This window comes from Pseudomonas sp. PA-6-3C (genome assembly GCF_021605825.1).
Taxonomy (GTDB): domain Bacteria; phylum Pseudomonadota; class Gammaproteobacteria; order Pseudomonadales; family Pseudomonadaceae; genus Aquipseudomonas; species Aquipseudomonas edaphica.
This window is the reverse complement of sequence record NZ_WKDV01000004.1, coordinates 194,900-209,073: the sequence shown is the minus strand read 5'-3', so window position 1 is coordinate 209,073 and position 14,174 is coordinate 194,900. Positions and strand designations below refer to the sequence as shown.

The window sequence follows — 14,174 nt, the reverse complement described above, 5'->3', positions numbered from 1 at the left end:
TAATGCCGCAGGTCATTTTTCTGCCACACGCCGAGCATTGCCCGGACGGTATGGTTGTGGAGGCTGAGACCGGCAAGTCCATCCTCGAGGTTGCCCATGACAACCACATCGAGATCGAAAGCGCCTGCGGCGGTGTCTGCGCCTGCACGACCTGCCACTGCGTGATTCGCGAAGGTTTCAACTCTCTCGAAGAAGCGGACGAGCTGGAAGAGGACTTTCTGGATCGCGCCTGGGGCCTTGAGGCGACTTCTCGCCTAAGCTGTCAGGCAAAGGTCGGCACGGAAGACATTACCGTCGAAATTCCGAAATATTCCCTCAACCATGCAGCCGAAGCGCCGCATTGATTCAAGGAAATGTCATGAGCCTGAAATGGGTTGATGTACAAGAAATCGCTATACAACTTGCTGAAGCTCATCCTGAGGTCAATCCTCTTACCGTGAACTTCGTCAAATTGCGCGACCTCGTAATGGCGCTGCCGGAATTCGACGACATTCCTGACCGGGGTGGCGAAAAGGTCCTGGAGGCGATTCAGGGTCTGTGGATCGAAGAAGCAGACGACTGAGCCGACTTTTTACGCAGTTAGGCAATACCTAATAACCCGCGTATAATTCGCGGGTTTAATTTTTCGTAAATTACCGTTTCTGGAGTTACACCATGGCTGTTCAACGTACTTTCTCCATCATCAAGCCTGACGCTGTTGCAAAAAACGTCATCGGCGAGATCACCACTCGTTTCGAAAAAGCCGGCCTGAAGGTTGTAGCTTCGAAACTCAAGCAACTGTCCAAAGCTGAAGCTGAAGGCTTCTACGCTGAGCACAGCGCTCGTGGCTTCTTCGGCGACCTGGTTGCCTTCATGATCTCCGGCCCTGTTGTTGTTCAGGTTCTGGAAGGCGAAAACGCTATCGCTCTGAACCGCGAGCTGATGGGCGCTACCAACCCTAAAGAAGCCGCTGCCGGCACTATCCGTGCTGACTTCGCTGAGTCCATCGACGCCAACGCTGTTCACGGTTCGGACTCCGAAGCCGCTGCTGCTCGCGAAATCTCGTACTTTTTCGCTGCTACTGAAGTAACCGCTCGCTAAGCATCGGCTTAAAGAGTGAGGGTGAATCCATGACTACATCGACTGTTAAAACCAACCTGCTGGGTCTGACTCAACAGGAAATGGAAAAATTCTTCGACTCAATCGGGGAGAAGCGTTTCCGTGCCGGTCAGGTAATGAAGTGGATTCACCACTTTGGTGTCGACGATTTCGACGCCATGACGAACGTCAGCAAGGCCCTGCGCGACAAGCTCAAGGCCATTGCTGAGGTCCGTGGTCCCGAGGTTGTCAGCGAGGACATCTCCACCGACGGCACCCGTAAGTGGGTGGTGCGCGTGGCGTCCGGCAGCTGCGTCGAGACCGTCTACATTCCCCAGGGCAAGCGCGGCACTTTGTGCGTTTCGTCCCAGGCAGGCTGTGCCCTGGACTGCAGTTTCTGCTCCACCGGCAAGCAAGGCTTCAATAGCAACCTCACCGCCGCCGAAGTCATCGGCCAGGTGTGGATTGCCAACAAATCCTTTGGCAGCGTCCCGGCAACCGTCGACCGTGCCATCACCAACGTGGTGATGATGGGCATGGGTGAGCCGCTGCTGAACTTCGACAACGTCGTTGCCGCCATGCATTTGATGATGGACGACCTCGGCTACGGCATCTCCAAGCGCCGTGTGACCCTGTCGACTTCCGGCGTGGTGCCGATGATCGATGAGCTGGCCAAGCACATCGACGTCTCCCTGGCGCTGTCGTTGCACGCACCGAATGACGCATTGCGTAACCAATTGGTGCCGATCAACAAGAAGTATCCGCTTAAGATGCTGCTCGAATCTTGCCAGCGTTACATGGCGACCCTGGGCGAAAAGCGTGTGTTGACCATTGAGTACACCATGCTCAAGGACATCAACGACAAAGTTGAGCACGCGGTCGAAATGATCGAACTGCTCAAGAACACCCCGTGCAAGATCAACCTGATTCCGTTTAACCCGTTTCCCCATTCTGGCTACGAGCGGCCGAGCAACAACGCCATCCGTCGTTTCCAGGATCAACTGCACCAGGCCGGCTACAACGTTACTGTGCGCACCACCCGTGGTGAAGACATCGACGCCGCCTGTGGCCAACTGGTCGGGCAAGTGATGGATCGCACCCGCCGCAGTGAGCGTTATATCGCCGTGCGCGAACTTAACGCCGCCGAAGATTTGCCGCAAATTGCTGTGAATCGAATCTGAGAGAGGACCTCTATGCCCTTGCGCCTCGCGCTGCTGTTGCTTTTTACCGGTCTCGCGGCCGGTTGTGTTTCATCGGGCCATGACAGCCCCATGCAAACCGGCAAAGGCCGTGACGAGGCGCGAATTGCCTATGTGCAATTGGGCTTGGGATATCTGCGCCAGGGCATGAGCGAGCAGGCCAAGGTGCCGTTGAAAAAAGCCCTTGAGCTGGACGGCGACGACGCCGATGCCAATGCCGCACTGGCGCTGGTATTCCAGGCCCAGGCCGAGCCTGAACTGGCCGACGCGTATTTTCACAAGGCCCTGGCCGCACGTCCTGCCGACCCGCGGCTGCTGAACAACTACGGCAGTTTTCTGTTTGCGCAGCAACGTTACGACCAGGCGTCCCGCTATTTCCAGCAAGCCAGTACCGATACCCTTTATCCTGAGCGTTCGCGAGTATTCGAAAACCTTGGGGTGACCTCGATACGCCTTGGCCTGCGCGACAGCGGTCGTCAGCAACTGGAAAAAGCCCTGCACCTGAACAATCGCCAGCCACGGGCTTTACTCGAAATGGCTGAGTTGTCTTACGAAGACAGGCATTATGTGCCGGCACGTGACTTTTACGAGCGTTTTAGCCTGCTCAGCGGGCAAAATGCACGTAGTCTATTGCTCGGTGTGCGCCTGGCGACGGTTCATGAAGAACGCGACACGGCCGCACAGTTTGGCCAGCAACTCGAACGACTCTATCCCGGTACGCCGGAATATCAGCAATACCTGTCGGAGCAATGATGAAAGCGGCGCACCCGGAAGTTGTAGCAGCTAATCGCGTAAACCCAGGCGAGACCTTGCGTCAGGCCCGCGAAAGCAATGGTTGGTCGCTGGCAGAAGTGGCCCTCAAGCTCAATTTGACCGCCACATCCCTGGGCAACCTGGAAGCCGGCGCGTTCGACAAGCTGCCTGGGCATACTTTTGCCCGCGGCTATATCCGCGCCTATGCAAAGTTGCTGGGCATCGACCAGGCGGTACTGGTCCAGGAATTTGACCAGTTCACCGGCACCGATTCCCAGGGCAGCAATGTGCATGGCCTGGGCCGCATCGAGGAGCCGGTACGGGTTTCCCACACTATTTTGCGGATTGTCAGCCTGTTGCTGCTGATTGCCGTAGTGGGTGGCGGTTTCGTCTGGTGGCAAGACCAGGCCTCCCAACGCACCAAGGATATGACCAGCAACGCCATGGAGCACGTCGAAGTCGAAAGCGCCGACGGCACCACCCAGATTCACCCGCTGGATGAGCCGGAAGACCAGGCGGTTGCCCAAGGGCAGGCCGCCTCGGAAGCGCCGGCTACCACCGAGCAACCGACTCCGGAAGCGGGCACTGCACCTGCAGCCACCGCTGCTGTGCCGGCTCCAACCGTACCGGCTGCCCCGGTTGCCCAGGCGCACACGCCAGTTGCTCCGGCTGCTCCGGCGCAGGCCCCAGCGACTAACGCACCAGTGGCCCCGGCCCCGGCCGCGATTTCGCCTCCCACCACCCCGGCATTGATCGCCGGCGACGGGCATATCCAGATTACCTTCATCGCTGACTGCTGGACGCAAGTCACCGATGGCAATGGCAAAGTGCTGTTTAGCGGTCTGAAGCGTAAGGGAGATACGCTTGACCAAGGCGGCAAGCCTCCTTTGACGCTGCGTCTGGGCTTTGCCCGTGGCGCGCAAGTGGCCTACAACGGCCAGCCTGTGGACGTGGCGCCGTTCACCAGTGGCGAGACTGCTCGCCTCAAGTTGGGACAATAGTCATGCACGGCGAATCTCCAATCAAACGTCGCGTATCGCGCAAGATCTGGGTCGGCTCCGTACCGGTAGGTGGCGATGCCCCTATCGCAGTGCAGAGCATGACCAACAGCGACACCAATGATGTGGCCGCCACAGTCGCCCAGATCAACCGTCTGGAAGCCGCCGGTGTGGACATCGTGCGCGTATCCGTACCGGACATGGACGCTGCCGAGGCCTTTGGCCGCATCAAGCAACTGGTCAAGGTTCCGCTGGTCGCCGACATTCACTTCGACTACAAAATCGCTCTGCGTGTGGCCGAGCTGGGTGTGGACTGCCTGCGCATCAACCCGGGCAACATCGGTCGCGAAGACCGTGTGCGCGCCGTGGTGGACGCGGCACGTGACCGTGGCATTCCCATCCGTATCGGCGTCAACGCCGGTTCGCTGGAAAAAGACCTGCAGAAAAAGTACGGCGAACCAACCCCAGCCGCGCTGGTTGAGTCGGCATTGCGCCACGTCGAGCACCTTGAACGCCTGAATTTCCAGGACTTCAAGGTCAGCGTAAAGGCCTCCGACGTGTTCATGGCGGTAGAAGCCTACCGCCTATTGGCCAAGGAAATCGTGCAGCCGCTGCACCTGGGTATCACTGAAGCGGGCGGTTTGCGCTCAGGCACAGTGAAATCTGCGGTGGGTCTCGGTATGCTGCTCGCCGAAGGGATTGGCGATACTATCCGCATCTCCCTGGCGGCAGACCCCGTAGAGGAAGTGAAAGTCGGCTACGACATTCTCAAATCCCTGCGTTTGCGTTCCCGTGGCATCAACTTCATTGCCTGCCCGAGCTGCTCGCGGCAGAACTTCGACGTGGTGAAAACCATGAACGACCTGGAGTTGCGCCTCGAAGACCTGCTGGTGCCGCTGGATGTGGCGGTGATCGGGTGTGTGGTCAATGGGCCGGGTGAAGCCAAGGAAGCCCATGTGGGCCTGACTGGCGGTACACCGAACCTGATTTACATCGACGGCAAGCCGTCGCAGAAACTGACGAATGAGAATCTCGTGGATCATCTGGAAAAGCTGATCCGCGAGAAAGCAGCTGAAAAGGTTGCGGCTGACGCAGCGCTGATCGCGCGCGGCTAAGAACGAATTTAAGGATTAGATGTGAGCAAGTCTCTGCAAGCCATTCGTGGCATGAACGACATCCTGCCGGAGCAGACGCCACTGTGGCGCTACTTCGAGAGCACGGTCGCGCGTCTGTTGGATAACTACGGTTACAAACAGATCCGCATGCCGATCGTCGAGTTCACCGAGCTGTTCAAGCGCTCCATCGGTGAAGTGACCGACATCGTCGAAAAAGAGATGTACACCTTTGAAGATCGCAACGGTGACTCCCTGACCCTGCGTCCGGAAGGTACAGCCGCCTGCGTGCGTGCCGTGCTCGAGCATGGTCTCACCGGTGGTGGCCAGCCGCAGAAGTTGTGGTACATCGGCCCGATGTTCCGCCACGAGCGCCCGCAGAAAGGCCGTTATCGCCAGTTCCACCAGATCGGCCTCGAGGTGTTCAACCTCGATGGTCCGGACATCGACGCCGAGCTGATCGTGCTGACCTGGCGCCTGTGGGGCCTGCTCGGCATCCGCGACGCGGTCAAGCTTGAGCTCAACAGCCTGGGCACCAGCGAATCCCGGGGTCGCTATCGCGTTGCCCTGGTCGAGTATCTGTCTGCTCACTTGGACAAATTGGATGAAGACAGCCAGCGCCGTCTGAAAACCAACCCGTTGCGCGTCCTCGATACCAAGAACGCCGACACCCAAGCCGTACTGGTCGACGCGCCGAAAATGGCCGACTACCTGGACGACGAATCGCGCGTGCACTTCGAGGGCCTCAAGGCTCGCCTGGATGCGGCCGGTATTCCCTACGTCATCAACCCTAAACTGGTGCGTGGCCTCGATTACTACAGCAAGACCGTGTTCGAGTGGGTCACCGACAAACTCGGCGCCCAGGGCACCGTGTGTGCCGGTGGTCGCTACGACGGCCTGGTTGAGCAAATGGGCGGCAAGCCGACCACCGGCGTAGGTTTTGCCATGGGCATCGAGCGGCTGATCCTGCTGCTGGAAACCCTGGAGCAGGTCCCGGAAGAAATCTCCCGTCAGGTGGACGTGTACCTATGCGCCTTTGGCGAGGCCGCCGAACTGGCAGCCCTGGCCCTGAGCGAAAAAGTGCGTGACCAACTGCCGAACCTGCGCCTGCAGATCAATGCCGGCGCCGGCAGCTTCAAGAGCCAGTTCAAGAAGGCCGACAAGAGCGGCGCGCTGTATGCGCTGATCCTCGGCGATGACGAACTGGCCCAGCAAGTGATAGGTTTCAAACCCCTGCGTGGCCAGGGCGAGCAACAGAACATTGCCTTTGATGCGCTCGCCGCGCACTTGGCCACCTGCGTCGTGCAGGGTTGAAGCTGTCGAACAGCCGAATTTAGCGATTAAGGAGTATTGGGGTGTCGAGTACTGATGATGAGCAACTGGCCGAGTTCAAGGACTGGTGGCAGCGTAACGGCAAGCCCCTGGTTACTGGCGGTCTGCTGGCTTTAGTGGTGGTGTTCGGCTGGCAAGCCTGGCACAAGTATCAGGCCAACCAGTCCCAAGGCGCCTCGATCCTCTATCAGCAATTGCTGGAAACCACGCTGACGCCGGACGGCAAGCCTGATCCAGCCCAAGTGGCGGACCTTGCCGGCAAGCTGAAAAACGAATTTGGCGGTAGCACCTACGCCCAGTACGGCAGCCTGTTCGTCGCGAAAGTTGCGGTCGACACCGGCAAGCTGGATGACGCAGCCACCGAGCTGAAGGCCATCGCCGACAAACCGACCAACCCGACCCTGGGTGAAATCGCACGTCAGCGCCTGGCGCAGGTATTGGCGGCACAGAACAAGGCTGACGAAGCACTCAAACTGCTCGACGGCGATGCTGACAAGGCATTTGTGGCCACTCGTGAAGAGCTCAAGGGCGACCTGTTGGTCCAATTGGGTCGTACCGACGAAGCCCATGCTGCGTACCAAAAAGCCAAGGCGGCGCTGTCTGATGAAGCAGCGGTCGGTGGCTTACAAATCAAGCTGGACGACTTGGCCAAAGGGGATGCGTGACGTGATCCGTTGGAAACATGCAGCATTGCTGGCTCTGGCCGTTCTGGCCGCGGGTTGCAGCAGCAACAGTAAAAAAGAACTGCCTCCTGCCGAGCTGACCAGCTTCAAGGAAGAAGTGGTCCTGCAAAAGCAGTGGAGCCGCTCCGTCGGTGACGGCCAGGGCGACCTGTACAACTTGTTGCAGCCGGCAATCGACGGCGACAACATCGTGGCCACTGACTCCACTGGCGTTGTCATGGCCATGGATCGTATGAATGGCGACGTGAAGTGGAAGAAAGACCTCGAGCTGCCGGTTTCCGGTGGTGTGGGCGTCGGCTACGGCATGGTGCTGATCGGTACGCTTAAAGGCGACGTGGTGGCTCTGGACTCGGCAACGGGTGAAGAGAAATGGCGTGCTCGCGTGACCAGTGAAGTGCTCTCCGCGCCTGCCACCAACGGCGATATCGTCGTGGTGCAAACCCAGGATGACCGTGTGATCGGCCTGGATGCCGCCACCGGTAACCAGCGCTGGTTGTATGACAGCACCCCGGCGGTGTTGACCCTGCGCGGTACCAGTGGTCCGATTGTGACGAACAACCTGGCCGTTGCTGGCCTGTCGACCGGTAAAGTGGTCGCCCTGGATACCCAGAACGGCGTGCCGGCCTGGGAAACCCGTGTGGCCATTCCGCAAGGTCGCTCCGAGCTGGACCGCGTAGTGGACATCGACGGCGGCCTGCTGCTGTCGGGTGAAACCATTTACGTGGCCACTTACCAGGGCCGTGTTGCGGCGCTGGACCTGCAAAGCGGCCGCATCAACTGGCAGCGTGATGCTTCCAGCTACGCCGGTGTCGCCCAAGGGTTCGGCAGCGTCTACGTAAGCCTCGCTTCCGGCACCGTTGAAAGTGTCGACGAGCGTTCCACCACTGCGCTGTGGAGCAACGACTCCCTGGCTCGCCGTCAACTGTCGGCACCGGAAGTGTTCTCCAGCTACGTAGCGGTAGGTGACTTCGAAGGTTACCTGCACCTGCTGAGCCAGGTAGACGGTCGTTTTGTCGGCCGCGAGCGTATCGACAGCGACGGTCTGCGTGCGCGTCCGCTGGTTGTGGGTAACATGCTTTACGTGTTTGGCAACAGCGGCAAGCTGGAAGCCCTGACCATCAAGTAAGCAACTATGCTTGGGGTAAAACCCAGGCGGCCCCGCTTCGGCGGGGCATGCGGCATTTGACTATGCTGCCCCGAGCACCAGCCGCTGCCTTGCAGCGGCTTTTGTATTTTCTGAAATAACGAAGTGGAGAGCCGCATGGTTCCCGTAATCGCCCTGGTGGGCCGACCTAACGTCGGCAAGTCCACCTTGTTCAACCGCCTGACCAGGACTCGTGACGCCATCGTTGGCGACTTGTCCGGTCTGACCCGTGATCGCCAATACGGTGAGGCAAAGTGGCAAGGGCGCTCCTACATTATTGTCGACACCGGTGGTATCTCCGGTGACGAGCATGGCATGGACGAAAAGATGGCCGAGCAGTCGCTGCTCGCTATCGAAGAAGCCGATGTCGTGTTGTTCCTGGTGGACGCCCGTGCGGGCTACACCGCTGCCGACCAAATGATTGGCGAGCACCTGCGCAAGCGCAACAAGCGTTCCTATCTGGTCGCCAACAAGATCGATAACATCGATCCTGAAGCGGCCCGTGCCGAATTCAGCCCGATGGGCCTGGGCGATGCGATCCCGGTCGCCGGTGCCCACGGTCGCGGCATCACCCAGATGCTGGAAATCGCCCTGCGCGACTTCCCCAAGGATGACGCTGAGGAAGAAGAGGGCGAGGAAGAGATCGTTGCCGAAGGTGAGGAAGCCAAGCGCATTCCTGGCCCGAGCGAAAAAGACGGTATCAAGATCGCCATCATCGGCCGTCCGAACGTCGGCAAGTCGACCCTGGTTAACCGCATGCTCGGTGAAGACCGGGTCATCGTGTATGACCAGCCGGGTACTACCCGCGACAGTATCTACATCCCGTTCGAACGTAACGACGAGAAGTACACGCTGATCGACACCGCCGGTGTGCGCAAGCGCGGCAAGATCCACGAGGAAGTTGAAAAGTTCTCGGTGGTCAAAACCCTGCAGGCGATCAAAGACGCCAACGTGGTGATCTTCGTGATGGACGCCCGCGAAGGCGTGGTGGACCACGACCTCAACTTGCTGGGCTTTGCCCTGGAAGCCGGTCGTGCCCTGGTCATCGCGATCAACAAGTGGGACGGCATGACGCCGAGCGAGCGCGATTTCGTCAAGATCGAGCTGCAACGTCGGCTGTTCTTCGTCGAGTTCGCCGATATCCACTTTATCTCGGCACTGCACGGCACCGGCGTGGGCAACCTCTACGCGTCCGTGCAGAACTCGTTCAAGTCTGCGGTTACTCGCTGGCCGACCAACCGCCTGACCCAGATCCTGGAAGATGCGGTCGGTGAGCACGCGCCACCGATGGTCAACAACCGTCGGATCAAACTGCGTTACGCCCACTTGGGTGGTGCCAACCCGCCGATTATCGTGATCCATGGTAACCAGATCGAGAAGGTGCCCAAGTCCTACGTGCGTTACCTGGAAAACACCTACCGCCGTGTCTTGAAACTGGTCGGTACGCCGATCCGTATCGAGTTCAAGGGTGGCGAGAACCCATACGAAGGCAACAAGAACACACTGACTGACCGTCAGGTGAACAAGAAGCGTCGTTTGATGACTCACCACAAGAAGGCCGACAAGAAGCGCCGCGACAAGAAATAAGCGCCGCTTTGAGTTGTGAGCGACACGCTGCAAAAAGGGCTCCTTTGGAGCCCTTTTTTGTGCGCGGTGGTTTGTGCCTTGACCCGATGCTTAGGGCAGCTTAAAACTTGGGGCTCACCTGCAGGGGCCTCCGATGATCACCAGCAAGCTGCCGAATGTCGGCACCACCATTTTTACTACAATGTCGCAATTGGCTGCCGAAACCGGCGCGCTTAACCTGTCCCAGGGCTTTCCCGATTTTAATGGCCCTCAAGGGTTGCTCGATGCCGTGGGCAAGCATATCGCCCTCGGCCATAACCAATATGCACCGATGACCGGCCTGCCCGTGTTGCGCCAACAAGTGGCGGCCAAGATCGCCCGCAGTTATGGCGCTACAGTGGATGTCGACAGCGAAGTGACCATCACCCCAGGCGCGACCGAGGCGATCTTTTGCGCGATCCAGGCGGTCATCCGCAACGGCGATGAAGTCATCGTGTTCGACCCCAGCTACGACAGCTACGAGCCGTCGGTCGAGCTGGCCGGTGGCCGTTGCGTGCATGTGCAATTGAGCCTGCAAGGCTTCGCGCTCGACTTTGACAAGATCAAGGCTGCGCTCTCACCGCGCACGCGCATGATCATCCTCAACTCGCCGCACAACCCCACCGGCGCGTTGATCAGCCAGGCCGAGCTGGACCAGTTGGCCGAGCTGATCCGCGACCGCGATATCTACCTGGTCAGCGATGAGGTCTACGAACACCTGGTGTTCGATGGCGTGCTCCATGTCAGCGTGCTGGCCCATGAAGAGTTGTATCAACGGGCGTTTGTGGTCAGCTCCTTCGGCAAGACCTACCACGTCACCGGCTGGAAAACCGGCTACGTGGTCGCACCACCGGCCCTGACCGCCGAGCTGCGCAAGGTGCATCAATATGTCAACTTTTGCGGCGTGACCCCTTTGCAGTACGCTTTGGCTGACTTCATGGCCGAACACCCGGAACACGTCGAGCAATTGCCGGCCTTTTATCAGGCCAAGCGCGACCTGTTCTGCGACCTGCTGGCGCCGTCGCGTTTCAGCTTTACCCGGGTGGCCGGCACTTACTTCCAACTGGTGGATTACTCGCAGATTCGCCCCGACCTGGATGACGTCGCCATGTCACTGTGGATGACCCGCGAACACGGCGTGGCGACCATCCCCGTCTCGGTGTTCTATCAGAGCCCGCCGCAAGGCCAGCGCCTGGTGCGCCTGTGCTTTGCCAAACGCGAGGAGACGCTGCAACACGCGGCGGAGAAACTATGCGTGATTTGACTGCATTGCCCGACCTGAATATCGCCTTGGTCCAGACCAGCCTGGTATGGCATGACCGTCAGGCCAACCTCGAACATTTCGAACTGTTGCTGGAGCAGGCCAAAGGCGCCGACCTGATTGTACTGCCGGAGATGTTCACCACCGGTTTCTCCATGGAGTCGCAAACCCTTGCCGAGCCGCAACATGGCCCGACTCATCATTGGCTGCAAGCCCAGGCGGCGAAGTACAACGCGGTGATCACCGGCAGCGTGATCATCCAGGCAGCCGACGGCAGCCACCGTAACCGTCTGCTATGGGCACGCCCGGACGGGGAAGTGTTGCACTATGACAAGCGTCACCTGTTCCGTATGGCTGGCGAGCACGACCATTACACGCCCGGCGAGCGCCAGGTACAGTTCGAGTTGAAGGGGTGGCGTATACGCCCGTTGATTTGCTACGACCTGCGCTTCCCGGTGTGGAGCCGTGATGCCCAGGACACTGACCTGCTGCTGTACACCGCGAACTGGCCGGGTGCGCGCCGTCAGCACTGGAACCGCTTGCTGCCGGCGCGTGCTATCGAGAACCTGTGTTACGTGGCGGCAGTCAATCGGGTGGGTACCGATGGCAAGGGCTTTGCCTACACCGGGGACAGCCAGGTGCTGGATTTTCAGGGTGAGACCTTGCTGAGTGCGGGGGAGGCGGACGGGGTGTTTCAGGTGTGCCTGAATGCGGCAGAGTTGGCAGCGTATCGCACCAGGTTTCCGGCAAATCTGGATGCCGATGACTTTCAGTTTGTCTGACAGACCGCTATCGCGGGCAAGCCCGCTCCCACAGGTGAATGCATTCCAAATGTGGGAGCCGGGCTTGCCCGCGATGAGGCCCTAGCAGACACCACAAATAAAAAGGCCCCTGGATTCTCACCCAGGGGCCTTTTGCATTACCGCGACAGCGCTTACGCCGCCTTCGCTTCCAGCTGGCTCAACGAGCGGTTCAGCGCACTGAACACCGCCTTGAAGCTCGCGGTGGTGATATTTTCATCAATCCCCACACCATGCACCGGACGCTCGCCGTTCACGCGCAGCTCGATGTAAGCCGCCGCCTTGGCATGGGTACCGGCGCCGATCGCGTGTTCGTTGTAGTCCATGATCTCAACCTTGATCGGCAGCGCCGCCACCAGCGCTTCCAAAGTGCCGTAGCCCTTGCCGTTCCAGCGCAGGTTGGTTTCGCCCTGGCCCTTGCCCGAGACTTCCACTTCCACGGTGCTATTGCCGTTTTCTTCCTGCAGGCGATGGCTGACCAGCGCGTACGGGGTGTTGGCTTGCAGGTATTCACGCTGCAACAAGGCGTAGATCTGTGGTGCAGTCATCTCCAGGCCCACGCGGTCGGTTTCGGCCTGTACCACTTGGCTGAACTCGATCTGCATGCGGCGTGGCAAGCTGATGTCGTACTCCTGCTCCAGCAGGTAGGCGATGCCGCCTTTGCCCGACTGGCTGTTTACGCGGATCACCGCCTCGTAGCTGCGGCCGATATCCGCCGGGTCGATCGGCAAGTACGGCACTTCCCACAGCGCGTCGGCTTTCTGCTGGGTAAAGCCCTTGCGGATTGCGTCCTGGTGGGAGCCGGAGAATGCGGTGTGCACCAGGTCGCCGACGTACGGGTGACGTGGGTGCACCTGAATCTGGTTGCACTCCTCGACGACTTTGCGCACGCCATCGATATCGGAAAAGTCCAACTGCGGGTCGAGGCCTTGGGTGTACATGTTCAAGGCTACGGTCACAAGATCGACGTTACCGGTACGCTCGCCGTTGCCGAACAGGCAGCCTTCGACACGGTCAGCGCCGGCCATCAGGCCCAGCTCGGTGGCGGCCACGCCGGTGCCGCGGTCGTTGTGGGTGTGCAGGCTGATGATCACGCTGTCACGACGGTTGATATGGCGGCCGAACCACTCGATCTGGTCGGCATAGATGTTGGGTGTCGCGCATTCAACCGTGGCCGGCAGGTTGAGGATCATCTTGTGCTCTGGCGTCGGGTTCCATACCTCGATCACCGCATCACACACTTCCTTGGCGAACTCCAGCTCCGTGGCGCTGAAGGTCTCTGGGGAGTACTCGAAAGTCCACTGGGTTTCCGGCTGCTGGGCGGCGTATTTGACGAACAGCTTTGCCGCGTTGACCGCGATGGCCTTGATGCCATCTTTGTCCTGGTTGAACACGATGCGGCGGAACGACGGCGATGTGGCGTTGTACAAGTGCACGATGGCCTTTTTAGCGCCGCGCAGGGATTCGAAAGTACGTGCGATCAGGTCTTCACGGCCCTGGGTCAGCACCTGGATGGTGGTGTCCGCGGGGATGTGGTTGTCTTCGATCAAGGTGCGCACGAAGTCGAAGTCGGTTTGCGACGCGGCCGGGAACGAGGCTTCGATTTCCTTCACGCCTACAGACACCAGGGTCTTCCAGAAACGCAGCTTTTTCGCGGCGTCCATCGGTTCGATCAGCGACTGGTTGCCATCACGCAGGTCGGAGCTGCACCAGATCGGCGCTTCGGTGATGGTCTTCGACGGCCACGTGCGGTCCGGGATATCGATGGTCGGGAACGCGCGGTATTTCGAAGACGGGTCTTTGAGCATGCTCATCGGGAAATCCTTTGTAGTAGGGGCCGAGAAAAGGCGGCCTGCCGTAAAACTGTTATTGGGGGCGAAGCTTGGGACGAGGCAGATCGATTCAGCCTGGCAGTCGTGCGCTGACGAGGCACAGGCTACGGTGCTGGCGGAGCTGAATGAGGGTGTGAGAGGTTTTCATAAGCTCAACCCTAACCGCAGGGGTGAAAGATGGCAAGCAGTCGGGAAAAATTGAGATAAGTTCTGCTATTTGGCTGGGATTCGATATTTTGTGTCGGTTATTGAGTGTAGGGTTTCTTTTTATTGCGCGGTACTTATCGGGCGCGCAATTGGGCTGGCAGGCTTGGCGTCATCGCGGGCAAGCCCGGCTCCCACAGGGAATCGCGTTCACCTGTGGGAGCCAGGCTTGCC

Annotated in this window: 14 protein-coding genes; 13 read left to right on the top strand and 1 reads right to left on the bottom strand. The window is 59.4% G+C overall.

Annotation, left to right across the window (positions count from 1 at the left end; all coding sequences use genetic code 11):
- The first annotated feature begins 2 nt into the window (after nt 1-2).
- The 13 genes from fdx (at nt 3) to GIW48_RS05165 (ending at nt 11,946) form a co-directional block, all read left to right on the top strand.
- Entirely contained in the window at nt 3-344 is a 342-nt protein-coding gene (fdx, locus tag GIW48_RS05225) for an ISC system 2Fe-2S type ferredoxin (protein ID WP_015885743.1), read from the top strand.
- A gap of 14 nt (nt 345-358) precedes the next feature.
- Nucleotides 359-562 carry a Fe-S cluster assembly protein IscX gene (gene iscX / locus GIW48_RS05220; RefSeq protein ID WP_017135947.1) on the top strand — a complete coding sequence of 68 codons (204 nt, stop codon included), beginning with the start codon at nt 359-361 and terminating at the stop codon, nt 560-562.
- 92 nt (nt 563-654) lie between these two features.
- Nucleotides 655-1,080 (top strand): nucleoside-diphosphate kinase, encoded by a 426-nt coding sequence (gene ndk, locus GIW48_RS05215; RefSeq protein ID WP_003175956.1) that lies wholly within the window; start codon nt 655-657, stop codon nt 1,078-1,080.
- Between the two features lie 29 nt (nt 1,081-1,109).
- Entirely contained in the window at nt 1,110-2,258 is a 1,149-nt protein-coding gene (rlmN, locus tag GIW48_RS05210) for a 23S rRNA (adenine(2503)-C(2))-methyltransferase RlmN (RefSeq protein ID WP_017135948.1), read from the top strand.
- A gap of 12 nt (nt 2,259-2,270) precedes the next feature.
- Entirely contained in the window at nt 2,271-3,029 is a 759-nt protein-coding gene (pilW, locus tag GIW48_RS05205; protein WP_017135949.1) for a type IV pilus biogenesis/stability protein PilW, read from the top strand.
- Nucleotides 3,029-4,030: a RodZ domain-containing protein gene (locus tag GIW48_RS05200; RefSeq protein ID WP_236460750.1), complete on the top strand. Its 1,002-nt coding sequence runs from the start codon at nt 3,029-3,031 to the stop codon at nt 4,028-4,030. The genes pilW and GIW48_RS05200 overlap by 1 nt, the downstream gene beginning before the upstream one ends.
- A gap of 2 nt (nt 4,031-4,032) precedes the next feature.
- Nucleotides 4,033-5,142, top strand: a complete 1,110-nt coding sequence (ispG, locus tag GIW48_RS05195; RefSeq protein ID WP_056858733.1) for a flavodoxin-dependent (E)-4-hydroxy-3-methylbut-2-enyl-diphosphate synthase — start codon at nt 4,033-4,035, stop codon at nt 5,140-5,142.
- Nucleotides 5,143-5,163: 21 nt separating this feature from the next.
- Nucleotides 5,164-6,453, top strand: coding sequence for a histidine--tRNA ligase (hisS, locus tag GIW48_RS05190; RefSeq protein WP_017135952.1), 1,290 nt, complete (start codon nt 5,164-5,166; stop codon nt 6,451-6,453).
- Nucleotides 6,454-6,494: 41 nt separating this feature from the next.
- Nucleotides 6,495-7,136, top strand: a complete 642-nt coding sequence (locus GIW48_RS05185; protein ID WP_017135953.1) for a YfgM family protein — start codon at nt 6,495-6,497, stop codon at nt 7,134-7,136.
- Entirely contained in the window at nt 7,129-8,280 is a 1,152-nt protein-coding gene (bamB, locus tag GIW48_RS05180; protein WP_186617307.1) for an outer membrane protein assembly factor BamB, read from the top strand. The genes GIW48_RS05185 and bamB overlap by 8 nt, the downstream gene beginning before the upstream one ends.
- Nucleotides 8,281-8,415: 135 nt before the next feature.
- Nucleotides 8,416-9,885: a ribosome biogenesis GTPase Der gene (gene der / locus GIW48_RS05175; protein ID WP_053135513.1), complete on the top strand. Its 1,470-nt coding sequence runs from the start codon at nt 8,416-8,418 to the stop codon at nt 9,883-9,885.
- A 133-nt stretch (nt 9,886-10,018) separates the two neighbouring features.
- Complete coding sequence (locus GIW48_RS05170; RefSeq protein ID WP_236460751.1) at nt 10,019-11,167, top strand: pyridoxal phosphate-dependent aminotransferase; 1,149 nt, start codon at nt 10,019-10,021, stop codon at nt 11,165-11,167.
- Complete coding sequence (locus GIW48_RS05165; RefSeq protein ID WP_176992611.1) at nt 11,155-11,946, top strand: amidohydrolase; 792 nt, start codon at nt 11,155-11,157, stop codon at nt 11,944-11,946. The genes GIW48_RS05170 and GIW48_RS05165 overlap by 13 nt, the downstream gene beginning before the upstream one ends.
- A 152-nt stretch (nt 11,947-12,098) precedes the next feature.
- On the opposite strand, the gene leuA is transcribed toward GIW48_RS05165, so the two are convergent.
- Complete coding sequence (gene leuA / locus GIW48_RS05160; protein WP_017138560.1) at nt 12,099-13,778, bottom strand: 2-isopropylmalate synthase; 1,680 nt, start codon at nt 13,776-13,778, stop codon at nt 12,099-12,101.
- Nucleotides 13,779-14,174: the final 396 nt, after the last annotated feature.

Coding starts and splice junctions, on each gene's coding strand:
- leuA (WP_017138560.1), bottom strand. CDS start 13,778: ATGAGCATGCTCAAAGACCCGTCTTCGAAATACCGCGCGTTCCCGACC.
- ispG (WP_056858733.1), top strand. CDS start 4,033: ATGCACGGCGAATCTCCAATCAAACGTCGCGTATCGCGCAAGATCTGG.
- GIW48_RS05200 (WP_236460750.1), top strand. CDS start 3,029: ATGAAAGCGGCGCACCCGGAAGTTGTAGCAGCTAATCGCGTAAACCCA.
- GIW48_RS05170 (WP_236460751.1), top strand. CDS start 10,019: ATGATCACCAGCAAGCTGCCGAATGTCGGCACCACCATTTTTACTACA.
- der (WP_053135513.1), top strand. CDS start 8,416: ATGGTTCCCGTAATCGCCCTGGTGGGCCGACCTAACGTCGGCAAGTCC.
- iscX (WP_017135947.1), top strand. CDS start 359: ATGAGCCTGAAATGGGTTGATGTACAAGAAATCGCTATACAACTTGCT.
- ndk (WP_003175956.1), top strand. CDS start 655: ATGGCTGTTCAACGTACTTTCTCCATCATCAAGCCTGACGCTGTTGCA.
- GIW48_RS05165 (WP_176992611.1), top strand. CDS start 11,155: ATGCGTGATTTGACTGCATTGCCCGACCTGAATATCGCCTTGGTCCAG.
- fdx (WP_015885743.1), top strand. CDS start 3: ATGCCGCAGGTCATTTTTCTGCCACACGCCGAGCATTGCCCGGACGGT.
- bamB (WP_186617307.1), top strand. CDS start 7,129: ATGCGTGACGTGATCCGTTGGAAACATGCAGCATTGCTGGCTCTGGCC.
- rlmN (WP_017135948.1), top strand. CDS start 1,110: ATGACTACATCGACTGTTAAAACCAACCTGCTGGGTCTGACTCAACAG.
- pilW (WP_017135949.1), top strand. CDS start 2,271: ATGCCCTTGCGCCTCGCGCTGCTGTTGCTTTTTACCGGTCTCGCGGCC.